The organism is Dyella sp. AD56 (genome assembly GCF_002878475.1).
GTDB lineage: Bacteria > Pseudomonadota > Gammaproteobacteria > Xanthomonadales > Rhodanobacteraceae > Dyella.
Genome location: NZ_NRDP01000004.1, coordinates 21,893 through 45,499 on the forward strand (window position 1 = coordinate 21,893; position 23,607 = coordinate 45,499).

The 23,607-nt window shown below is 63.2% G+C and carries 21 protein-coding genes; 7 read left to right on the forward strand and 14 right to left on the reverse strand.

Annotated elements, in window-relative coordinates; genetic code table 11:
* Window positions 1-75: 75 nt before the first annotated feature.
* The 7 genes from DyAD56_RS03560 to DyAD56_RS03590 are packed head-to-tail and all read right to left on the reverse strand — an operon-like array spanning window position 76 to window position 7,833.
* Window positions 76-1,212, reverse strand: a complete 1,137-nt coding sequence (locus tag DyAD56_RS03560) for an FAD-binding oxidoreductase (protein ID WP_102301377.1) — start codon at window positions 1,210-1,212, stop codon at window positions 76-78.
* A complete protein-coding gene (locus DyAD56_RS03565) occupies window positions 1,209-2,456 on the reverse strand; it encodes a dicarboxylate/amino acid:cation symporter (RefSeq protein WP_102301378.1) in 1,248 nt (415 codons plus the stop codon). The genes DyAD56_RS03560 and DyAD56_RS03565 overlap by 4 nt, the downstream gene beginning before the upstream one ends.
* A complete protein-coding gene (locus tag DyAD56_RS03570) occupies window positions 2,453-3,232 on the reverse strand; it encodes a hypothetical protein (RefSeq protein ID WP_233202281.1) in 780 nt (259 codons plus the stop codon). Before DyAD56_RS03570 ends, DyAD56_RS03565 begins: the two co-directional genes overlap by 4 nt.
* A 27-nt stretch (window positions 3,233-3,259) precedes the next feature.
* Entirely contained in the window at window positions 3,260-4,117 is an 858-nt protein-coding gene (locus tag DyAD56_RS03575) for a MurR/RpiR family transcriptional regulator (RefSeq protein ID WP_102301379.1), read from the reverse strand.
* A gap of 1 nt (window position 4,118) precedes the next feature.
* Complete coding sequence (locus DyAD56_RS03580; protein ID WP_102301380.1) at window positions 4,119-5,216, reverse strand: dipeptide epimerase; 1,098 nt, start codon at window positions 5,214-5,216, stop codon at window positions 4,119-4,121.
* Window positions 5,217-5,266: 50 nt separating this feature from the next.
* Window positions 5,267-6,664 (reverse strand): SH3 domain-containing protein, encoded by a 1,398-nt coding sequence (locus DyAD56_RS03585; protein ID WP_102301535.1) that lies wholly within the window; start codon window positions 6,662-6,664, stop codon window positions 5,267-5,269.
* A 17-nt stretch (window positions 6,665-6,681) separates the two neighbouring features.
* The gene (locus DyAD56_RS03590; protein ID WP_102301381.1) at window positions 6,682-7,833 is read right to left on the reverse strand and encodes a DUF819 family protein; all 1,152 of its coding nucleotides are present in this window, start codon (window positions 7,831-7,833) and stop codon (window positions 6,682-6,684) included.
* A 247-nt stretch (window positions 7,834-8,080) separates the two neighbouring features.
* Between DyAD56_RS03590 and DyAD56_RS03595 the strand changes: the two genes are divergently transcribed.
* The 5 genes from DyAD56_RS03595 (at window position 8,081) to DyAD56_RS03615 (ending at window position 13,820) form a co-directional block, all read left to right on the forward strand.
* Window positions 8,081-9,475 (forward strand): transglutaminase-like domain-containing protein, encoded by a 1,395-nt coding sequence (locus DyAD56_RS03595; RefSeq protein ID WP_199178879.1) that lies wholly within the window; start codon window positions 8,081-8,083, stop codon window positions 9,473-9,475.
* Window positions 9,476-9,546: 71 nt separating this feature from the next.
* On the forward strand, window positions 9,547-10,812 hold the full coding sequence (gene lysA / locus DyAD56_RS03600; protein ID WP_102301537.1) for a diaminopimelate decarboxylase: 1,266 nt from the start codon (window positions 9,547-9,549) through the stop codon (window positions 10,810-10,812).
* Window positions 10,809-12,020: a dipeptidase gene (locus DyAD56_RS03605; protein WP_102301382.1), complete on the forward strand. Its 1,212-nt coding sequence runs from the start codon at window positions 10,809-10,811 to the stop codon at window positions 12,018-12,020. Before lysA ends, DyAD56_RS03605 begins: the two co-directional genes overlap by 4 nt.
* A 4-nt stretch (window positions 12,021-12,024) precedes the next feature.
* A complete protein-coding gene (locus DyAD56_RS03610; protein WP_102301383.1) occupies window positions 12,025-12,738 on the forward strand; it encodes a M15 family metallopeptidase in 714 nt (237 codons plus the stop codon).
* Window positions 12,739-12,767: 29 nt separating this feature from the next.
* Window positions 12,768-13,820 (forward strand): serine hydrolase domain-containing protein, encoded by a 1,053-nt coding sequence (locus DyAD56_RS03615; protein WP_102301538.1) that lies wholly within the window; start codon window positions 12,768-12,770, stop codon window positions 13,818-13,820.
* 1 nt (window position 13,821) lies between these two features.
* Here DyAD56_RS03615 and DyAD56_RS03620 read toward each other — a convergent pair whose 3' ends face one another.
* The 4 genes from DyAD56_RS03620 to trpE all read right to left on the reverse strand — a co-directional run bounded on the left by DyAD56_RS03620 (window position 13,822) and on the right by trpE (window position 18,291).
* Window positions 13,822-14,055, reverse strand: a complete 234-nt coding sequence (locus DyAD56_RS03620; protein ID WP_102301384.1) for a hypothetical protein — start codon at window positions 14,053-14,055, stop codon at window positions 13,822-13,824.
* Between the two features lie 151 nt (window positions 14,056-14,206).
* Entirely contained in the window at window positions 14,207-14,899 is a 693-nt protein-coding gene (locus DyAD56_RS03625) for a hypothetical protein (protein WP_102301385.1), read from the reverse strand.
* 1,206 nt (window positions 14,900-16,105) lie between these two features.
* The gene (locus DyAD56_RS03630; protein WP_102301539.1) at window positions 16,106-16,804 is read right to left on the reverse strand and encodes a hypothetical protein; all 699 of its coding nucleotides are present in this window, start codon (window positions 16,802-16,804) and stop codon (window positions 16,106-16,108) included.
* Window positions 16,805-16,815: 11 nt separating this feature from the next.
* The gene (trpE, locus tag DyAD56_RS03635; RefSeq protein WP_102301386.1) at window positions 16,816-18,291 is read right to left on the reverse strand and encodes an anthranilate synthase component I; all 1,476 of its coding nucleotides are present in this window, start codon (window positions 18,289-18,291) and stop codon (window positions 16,816-16,818) included.
* A gap of 163 nt (window positions 18,292-18,454) precedes the next feature.
* Between trpE and DyAD56_RS03640 the strand changes: the two genes are divergently transcribed.
* Window positions 18,455-19,645 carry a hypothetical protein gene (locus DyAD56_RS03640; protein ID WP_102301387.1) on the forward strand — a complete coding sequence of 397 codons (1,191 nt, stop codon included), beginning with the start codon at window positions 18,455-18,457 and terminating at the stop codon, window positions 19,643-19,645.
* Between the two features lie 27 nt (window positions 19,646-19,672).
* Here DyAD56_RS03640 and DyAD56_RS03645 read toward each other — a convergent pair whose 3' ends face one another.
* The 3 genes from DyAD56_RS03645 to pdsR are packed head-to-tail and all read right to left on the reverse strand — an operon-like array spanning window position 19,673 to window position 22,987.
* On the reverse strand, window positions 19,673-21,682 hold the full coding sequence (locus DyAD56_RS03645) for an ATP-binding protein (RefSeq protein ID WP_102301388.1): 2,010 nt from the start codon (window positions 21,680-21,682) through the stop codon (window positions 19,673-19,675).
* Between the two features lie 25 nt (window positions 21,683-21,707).
* Complete coding sequence (locus DyAD56_RS03650; RefSeq protein WP_102301389.1) at window positions 21,708-22,298, reverse strand: hypothetical protein; 591 nt, start codon at window positions 22,296-22,298, stop codon at window positions 21,708-21,710.
* Entirely contained in the window at window positions 22,298-22,987 is a 690-nt protein-coding gene (gene pdsR, locus DyAD56_RS03655) for a proteobacterial dedicated sortase system response regulator (protein ID WP_102301390.1), read from the reverse strand. The genes DyAD56_RS03650 and pdsR overlap by 1 nt, the downstream gene beginning before the upstream one ends.
* A gap of 380 nt (window positions 22,988-23,367) precedes the next feature.
* Between pdsR and DyAD56_RS24430 the strand changes: the two genes are divergently transcribed.
* The gene (locus DyAD56_RS24430) at window positions 23,368-23,496 is read left to right on the forward strand and encodes a hypothetical protein (RefSeq protein ID WP_255409192.1); all 129 of its coding nucleotides are present in this window, start codon (window positions 23,368-23,370) and stop codon (window positions 23,494-23,496) included.
* The last annotated feature ends 111 nt before the right edge of the window (window positions 23,497-23,607 follow it).

A 23,607-nucleotide genomic window follows, 5' to 3' on the forward strand; every position in this document is an offset into this window, starting at 1 on the left:
AGGCAAAAGTAACAGCGGCAACTGTTCCAGTGGCGGGCTACATGCCCGCCATCTCGGGGCCCGTACGGCGCGAAATCAGCCCTTCAGGCGGGTGGGATCGAGCATCGCGGCGGTCACACCGGCATCCTGCACATGGCTGGGCAGTGGGCGCCCCAGCGCGAGGTTGGCGCAGGCCTCGCCCATGGCGGCCGATGTCTGAATGCCGTAGCCACCCTGGGCTGCTACCCAAAAGAAGTCATTCCTTCCCGGCTCGAAACCGCCGACGAGATCGCCGTCGGCCACGAACGAGCGCAAGCCTGCCCAAGTGCGTGTGGGGCGGCGAATGGTCATCGTCGTCGCTTCTTCAATGCGATGGATGCCGATGGCGATGTCGAGCTCTTCCGGCTGCACGTCGTGCGGCGCCACCGGATCAGCATTCGCGGGACTACCCAGCAATAGCCCTGCATCCGGCTTGAAATAGAACGTTTCTTCGACATCGGTGACGAATGGCCAGCTTGCCGTGTCGACACCCGACGGCGGCTCGAACAGGAAAGCGGAGCGGCGCCTGGGCTGGATGCCCAGCGATGACACGCCGGCCAGCGCGGCAACCTGGTCCACCCAGGCGCCAGCGGCATTGACCAGTAGCGGCGCGCGAAAGCGTTCGTCACCCGCATCGACAAACCAGTGACCGGGCCCGCGCTCTATCGAACGGATGTCGACACGTACGCGAAGCTGACCGCCTCGGGCGCGCAATCCTCGCAAGAAGCCTTGGTGCAGTTCGTTCACGTCGATATCTGCAGCGCCCGGTTCGTACAACCCGACTTGCGCCATCTCCGGTCGAAGTACGGGGACGGTATCGCGCAGCCAGGTCGCATCCACCACCCGAAGACCCTGCGTACGCGAGGCCATGTCGGTGTGCAGCGCGTGGACCTGCTCAATCTGCGCATCAGTGCCTACGCTGAGCGAGCCGCGCGGCGAAAGAATGGTGTGGCGGGCGAAGCCTTCCGGTGGATGATCAAAGAAGCGGCGCGCGGCTCGGGTGAGTGCGCGCACCTGCGCAGAGCCGTAGGTTTCGGAGAACAACGCCGCCGAACGACCGGTTGAATGCACGCCTGCATGCTCTTCACGCTCCAGCACCAGCACGCGCGCGTGCGGCGCCATGAAATAAGCCACGGAGGCCCCGGCCATACCGGCTCCGATCACGATGATGTCAGCCTCGTGCAGCGTACTCATGCAGTCTCACTTTCCCGGGCGGATTGACGGGCCACCACACTGGTGGCGGTAAGGTCGGCGGTCACGTTGCCCAAGGTGGCAAGCGCATCCGGCAAGGCATCAACGGCAAGCATCAACCCCAGTGGCCCCACGGGCACGCCCATCGCCTGCGCCACCGGGAGATTGGTCGCCATGAAACTCACGGCGCCGGGCAACCCCACCGAGCCGAGACTGATCACTACCGCCAGTAAGGCTGCCGCGAACAACGGCGCGATGCCCACATCGATGCCATAGGCCCATGCAATGAAACACGCCGACGTCACGTACTGCACCGGGCTCGTCAGGCGGAACAGGCTGACTGCCATCGGCAGCACCAACGCATTCACCTGTGACGGATAACCGAGCCGCCGCTCTGCACTCTCCAGCATCGCCGGCAGCGAGGCGAGCGACGATTGCGTGCTGGCCGCGACGATCTGCGCCGGTACCAGCGCGGGCACAAACCGGCGCAGCGTCTCGCCACCCCACACGACCGCCACCGGCAACATCAACAAGGTCAGGCAGAGGTAAAGGATGCACTCCACCAGCACATAGATGCCCAGGGCGCTCAGCATGTGCACTCCAGCCCGCGCACACACCGCAAGGATCAGCGCAAACACGCCCAATGGCGCCACCCACAACACCCAGCGCACGATCACGATCATGGTGTCAGCGATGGCCTGGAAGAACGATACGACCAAGGTGCGGCGCTCCGCCGCGATACGCGTGAGACCAAAGCCAAAGAACAACGCGAACACCACCAGCGGCAACATGGCGCTTTGCGCTGCCGCGTTGATCGCATTCGACGGCACGATGCCGTTGAACCACTCCGCCCATCCCACGGCGCCCGTGGCCGCCGGTGCGTGCGTCGCCACGGCGCTTTCGAGTGCCGTCGTCAGCGATGGACTGTGGGGAAACAACGCGAACAAGCGGGGGGCGGCGGCAGCCGCAAAGAGCGCGCCACCGGTCAAGATCAGAATGAACGCCACAATGGCCCGGCGCGCGATACGTCCCGACGCGGCGGCATCACTGGCCGTGTTCACGCCCACGACCACCAGGGCGAACACCAGCGGCACCACCGTCATCTGCAACGCATTGAGCCACAGCCGACCCAACGGCTGCACGGCATCCGCCACCTGCACGGCAACCGCTGGAGACCACGCGGCCAGGACAAGGCCACCTGAGGCACCCAGCACCAGGCCGATAAGGACCCGCGTAGTCGGGCTCAAGGTTGTTTCCCCAGCGCCGGCAAATGCCATGGCGCACGCAATCGCAAGTACTCGCTTTGCGGCAACAACACGAACACCGGCTGATCTTCGGGTTTCATCCAGGCCAACAGCCGGCGCATGACCGGCTCGGGCATGGCCGTGCATCCTGCGGTGGCGTCAGTGGGCGATGCCCACAAATGCGCAAAGATGCAGCTACCGCCACCCGACTTTCCCTTGGCGTTGTGCTCGATGACAAAGCCGATCTTGTAACGCTGATCACCATTGAGGTGCAGGTCGCGTCGCATCGGCTCGCTCGCACCCGCCACGGCTTTCTCGCCCACCTTCTTCGCGTCGACGATCTGGTTGTAGTACGGCGAGCCATCCACATCGACGCACCAATCGGTATCCGTCATCGCTTCATAGGGCATGTGCGTGCCACCGCTGGCGGCATAGCCGAATACCTCACCGACGCGATAGACGCCGGCCGCCGCGCGGCCATCCCCTTCGTGCTTCTGCGGCCCGTCCGATTGCGGCTCGTTTAAGCCCAAGCCCCAGGCGGCGCCGGATCGACCCACGGTGACGGCCTGCGCATCCACCACCGGCTTCCAGCCGTCGCCCGTTCGCTCGAAGGCGCGTAGCACGCCATGATCCGCATTCCAGTCGGGCGTAATCACCAGCACCATTTGGCGCGACGCCTGCCAATCGACATCGCCGCTGGCCGCCACGGAGGGACCGATGGCAGCGGTGGCCAGTGCGGCGGCGAGAAAACGGCGGATCGGAAAGCGATGAATGGACATAGTCATGCGATGCCGTTGGTGGAGTGACTAGAGGTCCAGCATCTGCTGGATGCGTTCAAGATTGGCGAGAAGCTGCAGATGACGCTGCTCGTCGCCTTCGCACAACTGCACAAACACGCCATCGAGCAGATGCTGCAGCGCCGACTGGTACAGCACCGGCTGGATGTACGGCCGCTCGTCATGTGCCGATACCAGTAGTGCGATATCCGCCAGAGCACGCAATGGGTTGGAGGTATGTCGCGTCACCGTGATCAAGCGCCCGCGGCGCTCGCGGAAGAAACGAGCAATCTTGCACAGCGCCGGATGCTGCCCTTGCTCGGAGAACACCAGCAAAATATCGCCCGCACCGGCAGCGGATACACTGGCGGCCATGCGCCCTGCATCGATGTGGTGCACGCAGGGGATGCCGAGCAACGACAAGCGCTGCGCAAAGCCGCGCGCGTACATGTCATCGTCGCCCAGACCAATCATGAACACCTTGCCGCCTGCACCTGCCACAGCGATGGCGTCGGCTACTGCCTGCAGTGTTTCGGGTGCATTGATGAGGCGGGTTTCTTCTTCCGAAGCGGATTTGCACCGCCACAGATTGCCCGCCGGCGACTCGTCCGCGGCGGCCGGTACGAGTGCCGCCACCTGCGCAGCATCGCCGTTGTCGGCGCGCGCAATAGCTTCGCCCACCGAATACTTGAGATCGGGATACCCCTTGAAGCCCAACTTCTGGGTGAACTTCACCACGCTGGACTGGCTGATGCCCAGCGCATCCGCCAACTGCTGCGACGAGTAGTCGCGCAACAGTTGCGCGTTCTCCAGGATGAAGTCCGCCACGCGCCGTTCGACCGCCGACATCTGGTCGCGTTCGGCGCGGATTTTCACCAGCGGCGACATATCAGGCTTCCAACTTTTCCAGGCCGCGAATTTCGCGGATGCCCAACCCAGGCGCATCGGTGACCGAGATCTCCGATTCGTTGAACACCACGCCGCCGTCGACCGGGTTGTATTGGCACAGCGACGGACCATCCAGATCCACCTTCGTGATCACCGCGGACTTGGCTACCGCTACGTGCACGGCCGCCGCCACGCTGATGCTGCTCTCCAGCATGCAACCGATCATGCACTCCACCCCGTACATGCCGGCAATGTCAGCGATGCGCATGGCGTTGGAGATGCCGCCCGTCTTCATCAGCTTGATGTTGATGATGTCGGCGGCGCGCATGCGGATCAGGTCCATCACCTCCATGGGGCCAAACACACTTTCGTCGGCCATGATGGGCGTGTGCACACGCTCGGTGACGTAACGCATGCCTTCCAGGTCGCGCGCCTTGACCGGCTGCTCGACCAGTTCCAGCCGCACACCTGCATCTTCCAACGTCTGCAGGGCATAGACCGCCTGCTTGGCCGTCCAGCCCTGGTTGGCATCCAGGCGCAGCAGCGCGCGATTCTCCACCGCCGCGTAGATCGCCTTGACGCGCTCAATGTCGACGCCGATATCCTTGCCTACCTTGATCTTCAGCGATTCGAAACCGCGATCCACGGCGCTGATGGAGTCAGCCACCATCTTGTCGATGTAGTCGACACTGATGGTGATGTCCGTGGTGATCACCGGATCGCCGCCACCGAGCAGCTTGTATAGCGGCGCGCCGTACATCTGACCCCACAGGTCGTAAAGGGCGATCTCTACCGCGGCCTTGGCGCTGGTGTTGCGCTCCATCGCAGTCTGGATCAACTGCGTAAGCCGGTTGAGGTCGGCGACGTCCTGGCCGGTCAGGCGTGGCGCGATGTAGTGCCGGATCGCATCGACGATCGAACCATGCGTATCGCCCGTGATGACCGCCGTCGCCGGTGCCTCGCCGTAACCCACGTGGCCGGTGTCGGTATGCACCATCACCACAATGTCCTCGACCTGGTTGACCGTGCGCAGCGCCGTCTTGAACGGCGTCTTCAACGGCACCCGCAGCATGCCGAACTGGATGTCGGTGATCTTCATAGGGCTCGGCAACTTCCTGTCTTCGATGGGTGACGGGGATGGAAACGCGTTCATGGGCGCACGTGCACGATGCTGGTCATGCGGTCGACATAGGTGTGCTTGTCGTCGTACATCAGCGGCAACAAAGGCGTCACCGACACTTCGTTGAGCTTGACCCGGCGCATGCCACCCGTGCCATCCCGGTAGGAAATGCCACTGGTGTCGTGGATCACGTAAGGCTCGCCGTCGAGCTTGCCGATCACCATCATGACGTGCCCCGGGATGTAGACGAGATCACCCACCTTGAGCGCCATCGCCGCCTTGAGCCGCTCGTCGTGACTGTCCTTATCGCCGAATGCCTGATGAGTAAAACCAGGACTGATCGCCTGCTTGCTCGTGTTGCGGGGCATCTGCACGCCCAGGCTGCGATAGACATCCGAGACGAAGCCGCTGCAATCACGCCCGTCGTAGTCATGGCCCCAACCGTAGCGCTCACCGAGGAATTTGAAGGCCTGCCGGATGATGTTCGCTTCGGTCAGCGGCAGGAAGTCATCCTGCGTATCCGCGTTACGCTGAATCAGCGCTGGCGAAAAGGCGAGCTTGCCGTCCGCCTGCCGGATGGGTAGATCCACCACGTAGGAGGCATACGGCGACTGGCCGTTCACCGGCTCGTCGGCGGGTTGATTGGACACCACCGGCACAGCGATGCCCATGTCCAGTTGCAGCTGCGACACGGCGGGCAATTCGGGCGTAAAGACGGTGCGTATGGTGCTACCAGTCACCACCCGATACGGCGTACGTCCGCCATACGCCAGCACGTCGGCCGCAGTGCCTTCGGCGACGTTCTCGCGATGCGTCCACGCTGCGTAACGGGGACTCACCACGAACAGCCAACGCCCGTCACGACTAGTGTGCGCGATGAGCACAGGCGTGCCAGGGAACTCCGCCGTTTCCTGGAAACGGTCAATATCGGTGTCGTCTGTCGATGTAAACACGCGCGTATCGGTCGGAAACGTACGCAACGCAGCGCGCTGCACGATCATGCCGTAGCGGCTGGGTTGTTGCGCCGGTACGGCATCCAGCGCCAGCGCGTCCGTCAGTTGGTCGTGCAGGCTCCCCGGTACGGGCTGACCCTTGATGTCATAGAGCTTGCGCTTCGGATACTGCGAAAGGTCGTTGATCCAGCCAGTGACCGTTGCACGGTCAAGCTGCGCTGGCATCGCATGCAGGTCATGCATGGACGGATCGATCTTGAGCAGGTCGGCGTTTCGTTGGCCGATCTCGACGGTGTCCAGCAAGACTTGGTCCGGCTGTGTCGACTGTTTGATCCAGAAGTCCGGCCCGAGCATTGCATTGTTGGCGATGCCGATGACGCCGGATGGCGGCACAAGAGCCGCGGCAACTCCTTTGTCCGCGAATGTCGGCGCGGCCGCGAGGGCGGCGATCAGGCAGAACGTCAGGCGAGGCATGGATCGCATGATGATTCCTAGGCAATGGCCAGCGACGACATCACCGACGCCACCAGCAGACCGAATCCCGTACCGAGGATATAACCGAGCAACGCGAGCAAAATGCCCACCGGCACCAGTGACCGCGAGTAGCTCGCCGCCAAGATGGGTGTGGCGGCTACACCGCCGATGCAGGCCAGCGAAGAGATGCCGCACAGGTACAGGTCGAAGTGAAACAGACGCGCCGCCAAGGCGAGCAGCACCGCGTGAATCACGATGATGCAGATACCGCAGCCGATGTAGAGCGGCGCCGAGCCGATGCCGTCGAAGTTGCTTTGCGAAGCGAGGATCGCCACCACGCTGATGAGCAAGGCACTAGAAATGGTGTTGGCGCCCGCAAAGCGGGCCAGCGGCGTATGCGCCGCAACCAGACCCAGCGCCGTGGCCAGCATGATGGTCCAGGTGGTCGGGGAGATCATGTCCGACGTGGGCAGACGATCAGCCAACCACGCCGAGAAAGCCGCCGCCGCCAGCGCCATGCCCAGCCATAGCAGCACGTTGTCCGGTGTGGTCGGGCCGTTGTTGCGGGTTTCCTCCACCACCATGTCCGCGCTCGACTTGGCGCGCGTCCAACGATTGAACTGCGTGGCCACGCGACCCAGCCCGAACAGCACAACGACCCACATGGAGTAGCACAGCGCGTCGGTGAGCAAAGAGAAGGCCAGCAGGCGGTCCGGCATGCCGATGGCTTGCTTCACCGCCACCATGTTGGCCGTGCCACCGATCCAACTGCCCGACAGCGCGGCCAGCGGCTGCCAGGCACTGCCCGGGAGCCAGTAGCGAAACATCAGGAAGGTGCCGACGAAGGCAATGAACAAACAGACCATGGTGACGAAGAACACGGCGAGCACACGAGGCCCCAGCCGGTAGATGGCACGCAGATCGCAGTTGATCATCAACAGGAACAGCAGCGCCGGCACCATGTGCTCGATCAGCAGGCTCTGTGTGCCGCGAATTTCGTCGTTGACCTGCCACAGGCCCGTGACCGCGAGCGCGGTGACCAGTAGGTAGGTCAGCACGATGGGCGGAAGCACTTCGAAGAACCGCCAATGGAAGCGCCGCTCGAGAGCGGGAAACAAGCCCGCCGCGAGCAACATGACAGCGAGATAAGGCCAGGCCGTATGGATCATGTGTCCCCTCTGACTCCCCGATCACATTCGTTTTTGGAATACCTTACACAACTTTTGGAATATCTAATTCACGCAATGGACGGCCGAAGCATAATTTATTGACCGTCATTTGCAAGCCATGCTAAACAGCGACTTCGCCTTGTTCTTGGGGAAGCGGCAGGTGCGGAAGGAATCACCCTCTTTGGCTTTACGACGCCTGCGCGCACTGCCGATGGCGCTGGCGCTTTGCTGCCTTTCACCCGTGGCGATGCCGTCGAGCGTCGATGATTCACCCGTACCGCACGCTGTCGCGCTGATCGATGCCGGGCAATTCAAGGCAGCCGATGCGGACATCGACAAGGCACTCGCGCAGCCGGGCCTTCCATCGGAGACGCGAGAGGCGTTGTTGTTCCAGCGCGAACGCATGCGCCGCATCCTGCTCGACTTCACGCTGGATACCGACGCAGCCAAGGCGCGCGTGCGCAAGCAGATTCCCGATCTCTCCGATGCGGAGTTCGCGCGCTGGGATCAGCAGGGTCTGATCGAGCATCATGTGATAGACGGCCGCACGCTCTACTTCAAGCGCGCGCCGAATAACCTGTTTCTGCTCAGCAAGGAGGCAGCGGCGCGGCGCGCGCATCCTGCACCATCCAATGACGATCCCATGGAAACGCTCAACGATCATCACCGCGCCACGCGGCGCGAAGCGATCGCCACGCACCGCAGCAGCGTTACGCCCAATCACGTGCGGGTGACGGAGACCGTCACCGTTCGCGCCGATGCGGTACCTCCCGGCGAGACCATCCGCGCGTGGCTGCCCTTCCCTCGCGCGTTGCCGGGGCAACAGGACGGCGTGCGATTGATCGACAGCCAGCCGGCCGGCGCGCGCGTCGCCCCGGCAAGTGCGTTGCAGCGCACGGCTTACATGGAAAGGAAGGCCGAAACCGGCAAACCCACCCTGTTCGCGGTGACCTACGAGCTGACCATTTACGCGCAGTATCACGACATCGATGCCTCGAAAGTGGTGCCGACAAAGATCACGCCAGAGCTTGCTCCGTACATCGCGGAGCGCGCGCCGCATATCGTTTTCACTGATGACCTCCGCGCCTATTCGCACAAGATCATTGGCAACGAGAAGAATCCTTACCGCATCGCGCAGAAGTTGTTCGCGTCCGTAGATCAAATTCCGTGGGCCGGTGCGCGCGAGTACTCCACCATCAGCAACCTCAGCGACTACACGCTGCATGCCGGCCACGGCGACTGTGGCGAGCAGACCATGCTGTTGATGGCCCTGCTGCGCCTCAACGGCATCCCTGCGCGCTGGCAGTCGGGCTGGATCTTTTCTGACGGCAGCTACGAAAACATCCACGACTGGGGGCAGCTCTACCTTGCCCCCTACGGCTGGGTGCCGATGGACGTGACTTTCGGCCAGCTGCAACCCGCCAAGGGCGATGACCCTGCCCTGCAATGGTTCTACCTCGGCGGCCTGGATGCCTACCGCATCGCGTTCAACAGCGATTTCAGCCAGCCCTTCGTGCCGCCCAAGCAGTTCGTACGCTCCGAAACGGTGGATTCGCAGCGCGGCGAGCTGGAGTGGCGCGGCGGCAATCTGTACTTCGACCAGTGGGACTACGAGTTCACATGGCAACAGCTCCCTCTATGACGGCGGATTCGAAGGAGACCGGAAATGATGGGGCGAATCCTCCGCAGGACGACAAGGCACCAGGTGCGAGCATGACGCTGGCAACCACTTCACCACTCGCCACGCTCGACGATGTGGACCTCCGCGCGTTGGCTGCGCGCCTGGGCACGCCGCTGTATGTGTACTCCGCCCGCTCGATTCGCGAACGCATCCAGGCATTGCAGGCCGCACTGCGCGGCACGGATGCGCTGATCTGCTTTGCGGTCAAGGCGAACTCGAATCGTGGCGTGCTCGGCTTCATGCACGAACATGGTGTGGGTGCAGACATCGTCTCGGCGGGTGAACTCTGGCGAGCACTGCAGGCCGGCATACCGCCCGAACACATCGTTTTTTCCGGCGTGGGCAAGAGTGAACTGGAGATCACCGAGGCACTCGGCGCAGGCATCCTGCGTTTCAATGTGGAGTCGCACGACGAACTGCTCACCCTGCAACGGCTTGCACGCTCCAAGGGCACCATCGCCCGTGCCGCCGTCCGCATCAACCCGGATGTCGATGCACTCACGCATGCCAAGATTTCCACCGGCAAAGCGGAGAACAAGTTCGGCGTGAGCATCGACGAGGCGCGACGATGGTTCGCAGCACGCCATGAACTGAGCCACGTTCAACTGGACGGACTGCACGTGCATATCGGCTCGCAGATCCTCAGCCTTCAGCCCTTCCGGGAGGCCATGCAACGCGTCGCCGCCTTCTGGCGCGAACTTGTCGCGCAGGGCCATCCGATCAACAGCATCGACGCGGGTGGTGGGCTGGGCGTTTGCTATCGCGCGGGCCTTGACCATCCCATCGATGCTGCCGACTACGTGGCCACCGTGCGCGACGCGCTGGCCGGTTTCGACGGCCGTTTGCTATTCGAGCCCGGTCGCTATCTGGTCGGCGAAGCCGGCGTGCTGCTGACGCGCGTGATCCGCGTCAAACATGGTGATCAACGCGACTTCCTGGTGCTTGATGCCGCCATGAACGATCTCGCCCGCCCCAGCCTGTACGATGCATGGCATGACATCGCGCTGATAGACGGGGAGCATCGCCCGATGACCGCGTACGACATCGTAGGGCCGGTCTGCGAAACCGGCGACACCTTCGCCAAAGCCCGCACCCTGCCGACCTGTGCCGCTGGCGACCTGCTGATGATCCGCACCGCCGGTGCTTACGGCGCCTCCATGGCATCCACCTACAACTCTCGCCCGCTTGCCGCCGAAGTCATGGTCGACAAGGGTCGCTACGCCATGATGCGACAGCGGCAAACGTTCGAAGAGATAGTCGCCGGCGAACAACTGGCCAAACACTGGGAGACCGCATGAAGACTGTCCGCAAGTTCGGTATCGCGCTAGCTATCGCACTAGGCAGTACCACTGCCGTCGCGCAGAAAGATCCGCCGATCACGCTCGACACCCATGTGGATATTCCCTTCGCCTACATGCGCGAGGCCCGCTTCGACTTCGGCAAGCAGACGCCACTGCAAGTGGACCTGGATAAGATGCGACGCGGCGGACTCGATGCCGTGTTCTTCATCGTCTACGTGGACCAGGGGCCGTTGACGCCCAAAGGCTGGGCCCACGCCGTCGCGCAGGCAAAAACCAAGTATGACGACATCGACCTGATGCTGAAGGCGTACCCCGACCAAATCCGACTGGCCAGGACGCCCGACGATGTACGCACCAACAAGGCAGCGGGCCATCTCTCGGCGATGATTGGCGTCGAGAACGGCTACTCGCTGGGCCATGACATCAAGAATCTCGACGCCGCCTTCGCGCGCGGCGCGCGTTACGTCGGGCTGGCTCACATGGGCAACAACGACCTCTGCAGCAGCTCCACACCGGAAGCCGACCTTGGCGACACGCCACTCCCCGAGTACAGCATCACCGACTTCGGCCGCAGTGTCGTCAAGCGTGCCAACCAGTTGGGCATCATGGTCGACGTCTCGCACTCCTCCGATGCCTGCGTACGCGAGGTGCTCGCCCTATCCACATCACCGGTGATCGCCTCGCACTCCTCTGCCCGTGCAATCGACAACCATCCGCGTAACCTTTCCGACGATCTGTTGCGCGCCATCGCCGCCAAGGGTGGCGTGATCCAGGCCGTGGCAGTGCAGGAATTCATCCGCCTCGATCCCGCCCGTGATCTCGCGATGAAAGCATTACAGGCACAGGTCGCGAAGCAGACCGGCGACAAAAGCTTCGACAGCGAAAAGCACGAGTACCTGCCTGCCTACATCGACGGCATGAAGCGCATCGACGCCGCACTGCCACCGCCGAACGTGGACGACTACGTCGCCCACATCAAGCACATGGTTGAGGTAGCCGGTATCGATCACGTCGGTATTGCCTCGGACTTCGACGGCGGTGGTGGCCTCGCAGGCTGGAACGATGCCACGCAGACCCGCAACGTGACCGCAGCGCTGCGGCGAGCCGGCTTCAGCGATACAGACATCGCCAAGATATGGGGTGGCAACCTGCTGCGTGTATGGGGCGAGGTGACCCAGCGGGCCACCGCAAACCATGCGAGCTGAGCTGATGAAGCCGCGCTTCTTGGTGGCACTCGGAGGGTCGCTCTTGGCCTGTGCAGCCCATGCCGACGGCACACCGACGCTATCGCCCGCACGGACGGCGGCGCAAGCAGGCCTGGTCGACATCCATCCACTGGCACCGGATATTGCCGAGGACATCAAGTACGCGGGCAGCGACAATTTCGTCGGCACACCGGTGGATGGCTACCTCGCCGCCAAATGCCTGTTGCTCAAGCCGGCGGCCGAGGCACTGGCAAGCGTACAGCGCGATCTTCGTCCCCAGCATCAGCGGCTGGACGTGTTCGACTGCTATCGCCCGGCCCGCGCCGTGAAGCACTTCGTACGCTGGGCTGGTGACCTGGCTGATCAACGCACCAAGGCCGCGCACTATCCCAAGCTCGACAAGAGCGCCTTGCTGGGCGACTACATCGCGCCCGTCTCCGGCCACAGCCGCGGTGCCACGGTAGATCTCACGCTGATGCAATGCGATGCGGCCGATACGCACTGCACACCGCTCGATATGGGTACGGACTTCGATTACTTCGGCACGCTCGCCAATACCGACTCACCCGAGGCCACGCCCGCGCAGCATGCAAATCGCGAAGTGCTCAAGCGCGTAATGGAGCGGGAAGGCTTCCGCAACTATGCCATGGAGTGGTGGCACTACACGCTCACGCCCGAGCCCACGCCAGACACCATCTACGACGTACCCGTGCAGTAAGACCCCGCCACACCATGAGACGACACATGATGCGCAAGTTAGCTCCGTTGCTGGCCGCCACGCTGTTCGTCGCCGGCCTCGCGCACGGCAAGGATTCCACCCCCGATGTCGATGCGCTGATGGCCCGCTACCAGGGTGACGCGCCGGGGGCATCGCTGCTGGTCATCAAAGATGGCAAGCCACTGGTGAAGCACGGCTATGGCCAAGCCAACCTGGAGACGCATGAAGCCGCGACGCCAGCCACCAACTACCGGCTCGCTTCCGTCAGCAAACAGTTCACGGCGGCGGCCATCTTGCTGTTGGCGGAACGCGGCAAGCTCAGCCTTGATGATCATGTGCGTCACTGGTTGCCGGAGCTTCCTGCAGCGCACGAGCCGATCACCATCCGCCAGTTGCTCAGTCATGGCGGCGGCCTGATCGACTACGAAGACCTGATGCCCGCAGACCAGACCGCGCAGATCCATGACGACGACGTGCTGCGCATGCTGGCCGCCGAACCACGCAGCTATTTCGCGCCAGGCACGTCTTATCGTTACAGCAATGGCGGCTACGTGCTGCTGGGGCTGATCGTAGAGCGCGCATCCGGCCAATCGCTGCAGGACTTTCTGGCAAAGAATATCTTCCAGCCACTAGGCATGACGCATACCTTGCTCTACGTGCACGGCGGACCGGAGGTGGCGCATCGCGCCTATGGCTATAGCGAGGACGGCGCCCATTGGGTGCAGACGGACCAAAGCCCCACCAGCGCGACGCGCGGCGACGGCGGCATTTACTCATCCATCAATGATCTGGCGAAGTGGGATGCAGCGCTCTACGACCACCGCCTGCTATCCGATGCCTCTCGCCAGCTCGCCTTCAGCGCGCAGAATAAGGTGAGCGGTGAAACCGACGTCGATAGCTACGGCTTTGGCTGGCGCATCCATGGTGATGTGCTATGGCACTCAGGCGAAAGCATGGGCTTTCGCAACGTCATCATCCGCTGGCCGAAGCAGCATCTGACCGTGATCCTGCTCAGCAACCGCAACGACCCAGAGCCCTACCCGACCGCGCTGGCCATCGGGCAACTGTTCCTGACGAAGTGAATCAGGCGGCTTGGCGCCACGGGCGGTAGCTGGGCAAGCAGTGGGTCTCCTCGCGATCCATGACCACCCGCGTACTTTGCCCACTGCGCACAGCCTCGCGTTCGGCGAGATGCGTGGCGAACTCCAATGCGCTGACCAGCACATAGCGCCGGCCGATCGGCGCGCCATTGCGCACGACGTTCCAACCCTCGCCACGCTTGCGCGTGACGACGTATTCGACAACAGGGGAAACCATGCGGAACCTCCGTGCCGGGCGTTCGCCAACGGCTTGATTCGGGATTCCGAAAAGGTAGTGAGCATCAACGGCTCAAAACATAGGAACAATCTCAAACACTCACGGGAGCCTGGCCGACAGCCGGCTCCCTCAAAGCGAGGTTAGAGCCCGCTCAATAGCTCGCGACGCCCATGGGCTGCATGGCCACGCAGGCATCGCCAGCGCACTCGATCTGCACGTCGCCAGAGACCGGACACTGCGAACGGAACATCGCCCGCTGGCCATCCACCATCACCACGTGGATCGCACGGTCACATTGGCGCGCGGCCGCCACGTTCTGCGCCGCGTTGAACATCGTCTTGCTGACGCGGCTGTCGAGACTGGCTAGGCCAGCGGCTTGGGGTGAAGACGACGCCGCGTAACTCGCTGTACCTGCCCCACCCGGGTTGGCATAGCCGGCCACAGCGGCATACGACGAGGACACCAGCACGCTCAGCTTGTCCGGATAGTGATGCGACGCGCCGTCCGAAAAGTCCACCACCACGCCGATCAATCCGCCGAAGAGGATGTTGCCCCAGACCATGCCTCGGATGGTCGAGTCATAGGATTGCTGCGCAATCTGCTTGCCGTCCTTCTGGCAGCTCACGCTGAGATCGTGCGACGAACGGTGGACGGTGGCAGTGCCTGGTGTGGTCACGCGTACCTGGCTCTCCCCGTTGCTCAGCGTGCAATCAGCGCGAATGCTTTGGTCAGCGGCGCGGGTTTCCACCTGCACCTTCTGATAGCGCCCACCGACGATCGACGCGCACGCGGACACGCTCAAGGCGCACGCAAGCACGACGCCCTTCTTCCATAAAAGCTTCATGTCATTCCCCTGACTTGGCACCCCAGGCATTCACCGGACACTCCCCCATGGATGTCCGTAGCAAGGGGTGGGACATCGGCGGCGTGATGCACATCGCGTAGGTGTTGCACGGAGATCCCGTCGATCGACGGCCCGATGCCTGGCAGCCAGCCCCCTGTGACTGCGCTCACGCATTCTTATCGAAGCCAAGGGAGAAAACGAGTGGCGCGATATCTAACTTATGGCCGATGCGGGGGGCCCGAAGAACGGGAAATAAGGGACGCTATGGAGTGCACTTTTCAAGCGCACAGCCAGATAGCGGGATAGAAAGTCCACTCTGACCCCAGTTTTTTCCTTTGTAGGCTGTTTGCTGGGACCGGTAACCATCGCGGGGCGCACGCTAAAGTCGACCGAAAGTGATCAAGGTTTAAAAACTGAAAAACTGGGGTCAGAGTGCACTTTTCAAGCGCGCTGCCAGATAGCTGGATAGAAAGTCCACTCTGACCCCTGTTTCTCTGACCCCTGTTTCTCGGATTTTTCAACGATGAATGAGCGAAGCACGATTCAAGGCGTCGACGTTGAACCAGGCGCCTTAGCAACGAGACATCTCTTGATGGTCGAAGAATTGAACTGCCGGAGAAGTTCCTGCGAGACAGGGTCAACTGACTGCGCGAACGACGGTGCGATGGATCCCGTCACCGCCAACGCGAGTAGCACGCCGGTCGTCAGTCCACGTGATCGCTGCCACCGCGGCACGCGATGATCTATTACTGCACTGACTTCCATACCCCTAACCGCATCCCGTGTTGAAAAAAGGGGCTCGGAACCGCCCACCGCCTTCGGGGGGACAAGAGTTAAGCGGCTCCGAGCACAACAACTCAGGGTGAAACGCTAGCGGTTTGTATGCCCGTCATGAATCAGACAAGTCGTAAATTTGCAGTGTGGCTGGGCGCGAAGGACTCCCCTTTCACTGCGCCGTAGAGAGGCGATGCACCCGGATTTCGCAAGCCAATGTGCTCGAACATCGACCGCGCCAAGGAGCGCCGATGGCGCGACAAGCGAGGATTGATGCCGAAAGGAGCGCCGGAACGGAGCAGTTAGAACAATGGCATGCGACAACCCTGATCGTTCCTGGGCGTGTCTCGGCCGTCTCGCGCTACGACCCGAGACAGGACCACTTCATCCCTTCGACGATGTCGGGGAGGAATCGAAAGCGCGAAAGTAAGCTTACGGCTGACGCGACGAAGCGGGAGCGAAGGCGAGCACCTGTGACGTATAGCTCTCGACCACGAGGCTAAACGCACGATTCGACTCGTCGAACAACAGTGCGCGGTGCTGCAGGACGTGATGAGGCATGGAAAGTACCGCGCCGCTGGATGTGGGCAGGCTGGCTTCGCTCTCCCAGCCTTTCGGCAGTGGCGACCACAGCAGTTCCGCTGACAGGGTCTGGCGACGGAAATGCAGCGCCTGCACCACCTTGCCGAACGGCGTGTCGGTGGTGTCGAGTTCGTGGTTCATCGCGTCGGTAAGGCGCGATGGCACATACCAGTTGTCTGCCTCTGACAGCACGTGTCCGCCGCAGGTGAGCTGCACGCGGCGATAACGTACGGGTTCATCGGGACCGATCTGCAACTGGGTGCGTCCGTCGGCAGGCAGCGGTTTGTCTTCGCCTTGCACGCGCTCCGCGACGACCTTGGCTTCGGCCGCCATATGGTGCTCGCCGCACCAGCGCTCCAGTGTGAGCGTGGCGCTGGGATGGCTGAGCAGTTCAGCGTTGAGCGATTGCAGCAACGCCAGCGCCTCGAGCCGAGAGGTGGCGTCATCGTGCCAGACGGGCGGGGTTTCAGGCTCACGCGCATGCAGCGGCGCCAGCAACAATGAACTACCCAGGCCCAGGGCGCAGGTCCACGTTGCGTGCCGCTTCATGCCGCGCATGTTTATAAGCCCTTCGCTGCCTGAGCCACGGCGCGGAATAGAGCGCGCCCCTTGCTCATCGTCTCTTCCCATTCGGACGACGGGTCGGAGTCATACACGATGCCCGCGCCGGCCTGGACGTGTAGACGTCCATCCTGAATCACGGCGGTGCGGATGGCGATGGCCGTGTCCGCGTCGCCCCACCAGCCAATCCAACCGATAGCGCCAGCGTAGATGTTGCGCTTGTACGGCTCCAATTCCTGGATGATCTCCAGCGCGCGGATTTTGGGCGCACCGCTGAGTGTGCCTGCCGGGAAAGTGGCCTTGAGCACGTCCATATAGCCGACGTCCGGGCGAACCTTGCCTTGCACCTGCGAAACGATGTGCATGACGTGCGAGTAGCGCTCGACCACGAAGGACTCGCTCACTTCCACGCTGCCCGTTTCGCTGATGCGGCCGATGTCGTTGCGCCCAAGGTCGATCAGCATCACGTGCTCGGCGCGTTCCTTGGGGTCGGCGAGCAGCTCCGCTTCCAGCGCCTGGTCTTCTTCCTCGGTCGCACCGCGTTTGCGCGTGCCGGCCAGCGGACGCACCACAACCTTGCCGTCTTTCAGGCGCGCGAGGATCTCTGGCGAGGAACCGACGATCTGCGTGTTGCCCAGGTCCACGAAGTACATGTACGGCGACGGATTGAGCGCACGCAGCGCGCGGTATACGTCCACCGGGCGGGCATTGAAGCCCACGCTGAGACGCTGCGATGGCACCACCTGGAAGATGTCGCCGGCGCGGATGTATTCCTTCGCGCGCTCCACCATGGCCTCAAACTCCTCCTTGGTGAAAGAGGATTTGAAGTCGCCTTCGTCCAGCGCCGTGCCCTGGTTGAGCTGCGGATACGACACGCCGCTCTGGCGCAATCGGTACACCAGCGCGTCGAGTCGGCGCTGAGCCTCGGCGTAGGCATGCGGCTGCGAAGGATCGGCGTGCACGATCAGGTACAGGCGGCCCTTGAGGTTGTCGAACACCGCCACTTCCTCGGCGAGCATAAGCAGCACGTCGGGCGTGCCCAGCTCGTCAGGGCGATCCCATCGGGCAAGCCGCGGCTCGATGTAGCCAATGGTCTCGAAGCCGAAATAACCGACTAGGCCGCCACTGAAAGCGGGCAGCTGCGGAAGGCGCGGTACGTCGTATTGCTTGCGCAGGTTTTCGATCTCGCCCAGCGGATCGTCCACGTGGCGGCGCTCGGTAACCTCGCCGGCATCTTCCACTTCCAGCTCGTGGCCGCGCAGGCGATACACGCGCTTGGCAGGCAGGCCGATGATCGAATAGCGCCCCCACGTCGCGCCGCCCTCCACCGATTCGAACAGGAAGGTATACGGGCCGTCGGCCAGCTTCAGGTATACCGACAGCGGTGTGTCGAGGTCGGAAAACACCTCGCGCACCAGCGGAATGCGGGTATGACCCTGCGCTGCCAGCGCGTCGAAATCGTCTCGGGAAATCACGTGGGGGATCCGGATGGCCAAGCTTGAATGGCCATTGTAGGGGCAGGGAGCCGACGAACCGAAGCCCAGCGCTAAGAAAGAGTCTGCTTGTTCGCCCGGGCCGGCGCGCCTAACCTTGCGGCATCGGTGCACATGACGGCATCCGCAGGGGGAATCGATGGGTATGGACCGCTGTTGCCTGGTACTTTCCGGCCGCCTGCTCGACGGCCAGGACCCGGACGCCGTGCACGAACGCATGGCTACAGCCTTTGGCATGGAGATGGCAGGGTTCCGCGAGCGCGTATTCGCGCGGACGCCGCTGATCATCCGTCGCGGCCTGGATGCCGAGACCGCCGACGCGCAGGCGACCCAGTTGCGCGCCTTGGGCGTCGAAGCCGATGTATGGCCGGACGGCGACCGGCTGGTGTGGCTGCGCCGTGACAACCAGGTGCGTGGACCCTTGCCGGAGGATGCCTTGGAGCGCTACACCGAACCGGACGACCAGTGGTGCCACGACGGTGGCCAGACCTGGTTTGCCTGGACGCCCACTCCAGCAGCGGAGGAACCGCCGCCGCTGCCACCGCAGGCGCAGGTACCAACGCAGCACGCTATCGACGACACGGCCACGCTCGAGCCTGAAGTCACCACCCCCGCGTCCCACCAGCCACCGCCGCTACCTGCCGCGCCCGTGACCAAGCCGGTGAGGAAGGCTTTCTCCTTCGCGGCCATCGTCACGGCGTTGGTCGCCGTGCTGGCGTTGTTCTGGCATCCCGCGTCGCCCTTCGCCTTGCTGCTGGCCCTGTGCACCCTGGTGTATCTGCATCCGCGCCCGGCCCTGCAAGGTCGCGTCGTTGCCATGGCTGCGGTGGTGTTTAGCGCGACCGCGCTGGTGATGTGGATGCATCGCCCTGCCCCGATACCGGTGGCGCAGCCTTATGTCCCGCGACCGTTGAAGCCACTGTCGCATGGCGCACCGGGCACGGTCGCCGCGACCCAGTGCGTGACCCGTACCTCCGAGCCGAAGAATGAGGAAGATCGCTTCTTGCTCACCGGCGAACGCCTGCTCACCGGCCGCGCGCAACGCAAGGGCGACACTTACGTCGCGGAAGCTGCGGTGGCGGTTGACAAGCAGTGCCACCCCAGTGAGTTGCAGTTGTACGTGTTCCACAACGGCGTATTCATCGGCACCGTGCTCGACAAGGCCGCAAGCTTGGCGAGTACGAAACTCGCGGATTTCGACCTGGTGGACGACCAGCATTTGCGTGTCACGCTGGCTCAGTGCACAGACAAGCCGGCCGACTGCGCAGCGACCACCGTGCGGCAATTCGCAGTGATGCCGGGCGGTGGTGGCTGGACGCTGGGTGAAACCAAGTAGCGAATCGCGCTTAGCGTCAGCAGCTGCTCAAAGTCGCTGACGCGGCATCCCATGCAGTTGCAAGGTGAACGCCACACCGCTGCCGTCGTCCAGGTTGCGGGCAATCGCCACACCACCATGACGCTCGGCAACGAGGCGCACCACGTAAAGACCCAGCCCCAGATGCGGCGCATCGCCCGGCGTGGCCTTGTCGCGCAGGCTGACCAGTGAGTCGAACAGCCTGCCCTGCATCGCCGCCGGCAGCGGCGGCCCCTGGTTTGCCAGTTCGATCTCGGCGCCGCTACTGGTGGCACGCAGCGTGAGGCGCAACCAGCCACCCTCGGGAGTGAAGGACAACGCGTTGTCGAACAGCTTATCCAGCGCCTGTGCGATAAGTTCCGGTGCGCAGTGCATGGTCATGGGCTCGTCGGGCAGCACGGCTTCCATCCGCCGCGTACCCGCTAGCGGGCGATAGGCGTCGCTGCACCCACGCACCACCGCGACCAGATCCACGTCTTCCGGCTCGGCCGCGGCAATCGCACGCTCCATGCGGCTGGCCTCACTCATCGCACGCACCAACTGACCCAGCCGCGCCACGCCGTCGCGAGCGCGTTGCATGTAGGGCTGCGCATCGGGCGGCATGGCGTTGCCCTCCTGCAATGCGTGCTCCAGATTGTCGAGCGACGATTTGACGATGGCCAGCGGTGTGTTCAATTCATGCGAAAGCTTGGACGCCAACGTCCGTAAGTAGTCGGTGTAACCGCCCACCACCTCGAACAGGCGCTCGAAGCTGCGGGCCAGATCGCCAATCTCATCCTCCGCGGAGGTCATCGGGAAGGGGCCATCCAGACGTCCATCGTTCAACTGCGCGCGCTCCGCTGCATCACGCAAACGACCCAGGCGAAGACTAAGACGAGTGGCGAAAATCAGCAGGATGGCGCCTGCCACCAGCAGCACACCAAAGCTCGTCAGCAACAAACCCAACAAGGCACGATTGGCCAACAGGGGCACGGCGCGGCTGGCCTGCTCAAGCAGCAGTACACCGACGACTTGTCCATCCCGCTCGATCGGCACCGCAGCGGCAAGCACCACACTGCCCCGTGCCTCACCCTGCCGCCACAACGTAGCTGATTTGCCAGAGCTGGCTTCGCGCACTTCGGTGACATCCAGGCGCGGCACGTCTTGCGTCCACAACTCTGCATCGTCGACCTGATCGGCCAGCAGAGAGCGATAGACCAGCGCGGCAAACCAGCCCGGTTGATCGCTTGGCGCCATGGCGGGTGTCGTCAAGCGACCAGTCTGCGCCAACAACCATCCCTGCGGCGCGAGCACGCGCGCCTGGACTCCGTCGAGCGCCAGCAGGCCCAACTCCTTCGACAAAGCCTTTGAATAGTTGACCAGCGGACGGCTCTGCACCGCCTCGGGGTCGCCGCCCGTCGCCGGATCGAATACCGCCAATCCAAGGGTGTCGAGCCCGCTGCGCGGCACACGTAGTTCCACGCGATAGCCGCTGCCGTCTTCCTGCCATTGCACGGTAATGCGCGCGGGCAGGCCGTCGACCGGTGGATCCAATGGGCGAGGTGTCACCGGCCCCGGCGCGGCACTGGCAATCAGGAAGCGGCGCGATTGCCCGCCCTTGCCGAGACTCAGCACGAGGTGATCAGCGCGCAAGGCGCCGGGATCGTCCGCATCGGCGCGGGTGCGCTGCGCGCTGCGCACATCAGCGTACAGGTAGAGCCAGTCTGCATCGGCGGCGAGCAGCAGCTTGCCGCGCTTGTCCAGCGGCTGGCTCCATGGCGTCAGCGGCGCCCAGTCGTCGCCGTAACCGTCGATGGTGATGGGATTTGCAGCGTCCTGTACGTACCACACAGGCCCGGCTGGCGGCAGCGGCGCATCGGTGACCACCAGGCTGCGCGCCATGGCACGCGCCGAGGCGGTGAGCGCCTGCGCCTGGCCTTCGCGCAGCAGCGTTTCCATCTGGCGCACGTAAAGCCAGCCGGCCATGGGAAGGGCCAGCGTGCAGAGAGCGACGAGTAGGAGCTTGCGGCGGAGGGTCATGGGGCGACGATACCGAAAACGTGGCTCAATGCTGCGTCTTGGCGGCGCCCTGTTTGCCAGCCCCTTGCTTCATGTAGAGCGATTGCCCGGCCACGCGGCGAAACAGCGAGAGCAGATCCTGCTTCTGCGCATCGTCGTGCGCCAGCGTCATCGACCAGCTCAAGCGGATGTCAGTAGCGAGGCCAGGGTCGCAAAACACCACCGCGTCGTCCTTGTGATCCGTGCCTTCGTACAGCACGCCACGGCACGTCATCGACTTGTTATCCACCGCAAAGTCGCTGACCTTACCCTTGGGGTCCCGATCCAGGTAGTGGTGCCGGTCGTCCTGCAACTCGGCTTCCAGCGAGGACAGTTTGGACGGCCAGACATTGAGCACCATCACGCGATCGGGCTCACCCGTCCATTCGCCCTTATAGAGCACCAGATTCACGCCAATCGCCTTGGCGTACATGCAGCAGTCCTGTGTCCAGCCATCGGGCAGATCAGTGAGGATGGCCCAGCCCGGCACGTCACGATCCGCCTGGCCGTAGACCATGACGCTCTTGTCGCCAGGATTGGCCGCCTGCACGGCTGACATCACCAACAACAGCAACAACGCAAAACACCAACGCTTCATCAAGGCTTCCACCGATAACCCACGCCATGCACCGTTTCGATGGCATCGAATTCCGGTGCCACGGCGATGAACTTCTTACGGATGCGCTTGATGTGCGAGGTGATGGTGGCGTCGTCCACTACCAGTTCCGCCTCACGCATCAATTGGTCGCGATTCTTTACGTGGCCGGGGAAGCGCACCAGCGTGTGCACCATCCAGAACTCGGTGACGGTGAGCGGAATCTCTTCGTTGTTCCAGGTGATGCGCATGCGCTCGGATTCGAGCTTGAGCGGACCGTGCTCGATCACCGTTTCGCTGCTGGTCGGCACCTTGAGCGATTCGATGCGGCGGAAGAGCGCCGCGATGCGCGCGGCCAGCTGGTGCAGGCTGGTGTCCTTGCTGAGGTAATCGTCCGCGCCCAGGCGCAGGCCGGAGATCACATCGAAGTCGGAATCGCGTGCAGTGAGGAAGATGATCGGCAACGTGGCCGACTTGGCGCGCAACTCGCGGCACAGGTCGAAGCCGCCCTCGGGCTCGTCGCCCAGGCCGATGTCGATAATGACCAGCTCGGGCAGGCGCATGGCGAAGGCGCTGGAGGCTTCCTGCCGCGAGCCGTAGCCGCGCGTTTCATAGCCAAAGCGGTTCAGCGCTTCGACGTAGTTCGCGCGGATCAACGGTTCGTCTTCGACGATGGCAATACTGCGGCCCATGATTCACTCCGAGATGGCAACGCCGCGCAGCGTGCAGCCTGAGCCCACATGACGCAAGCCATCTGACTACGCTGCCCGCGTTTCGCCATGTCGAGCCGGCGTGGCGCCACACCCTGATGTGCACGGTTCACAGCTTGGTCCACCTGCCCGGGCATGGGCCGATCTTGCCCGCGTTTTGCCACATTCGAGCCCCGAGCCATGCCCGCCGGGAGTCGCCCAATGGGGTCGTCAACCCAGGAACCTTCGTCCATGCGTCCCACCGGCCAGCCCAACGTCGACCCCAATGCAGAACTTCGCGGCTTCGAGCCCCTGCGCGTGGTGCTCGCCTTGGGCGGTCTGCTGCTGGGGCTGGTCATGAGCCTGCACTGAGGAGATCGCTCATGAACGACATCGACCTGAATGACCCTTTCCTGTCTTCCGCCGTGGAAGCCTTGGAAGCGGCTGGTGCGCATGGAAGTGCGCCGGCCGCTGGGGCGGATGAACCCGACCCCGACTGGCAGCCCGTGTAAAGCCGTTCCTCTAGGCACGTTCCTTCCCCGCCCGAAAGGCGGGGATTTTTTTGTGTGTTAACAAAGCGCTATCGCAAGGTGACGACGCAAGGACGGGAACCAAACCGCAAA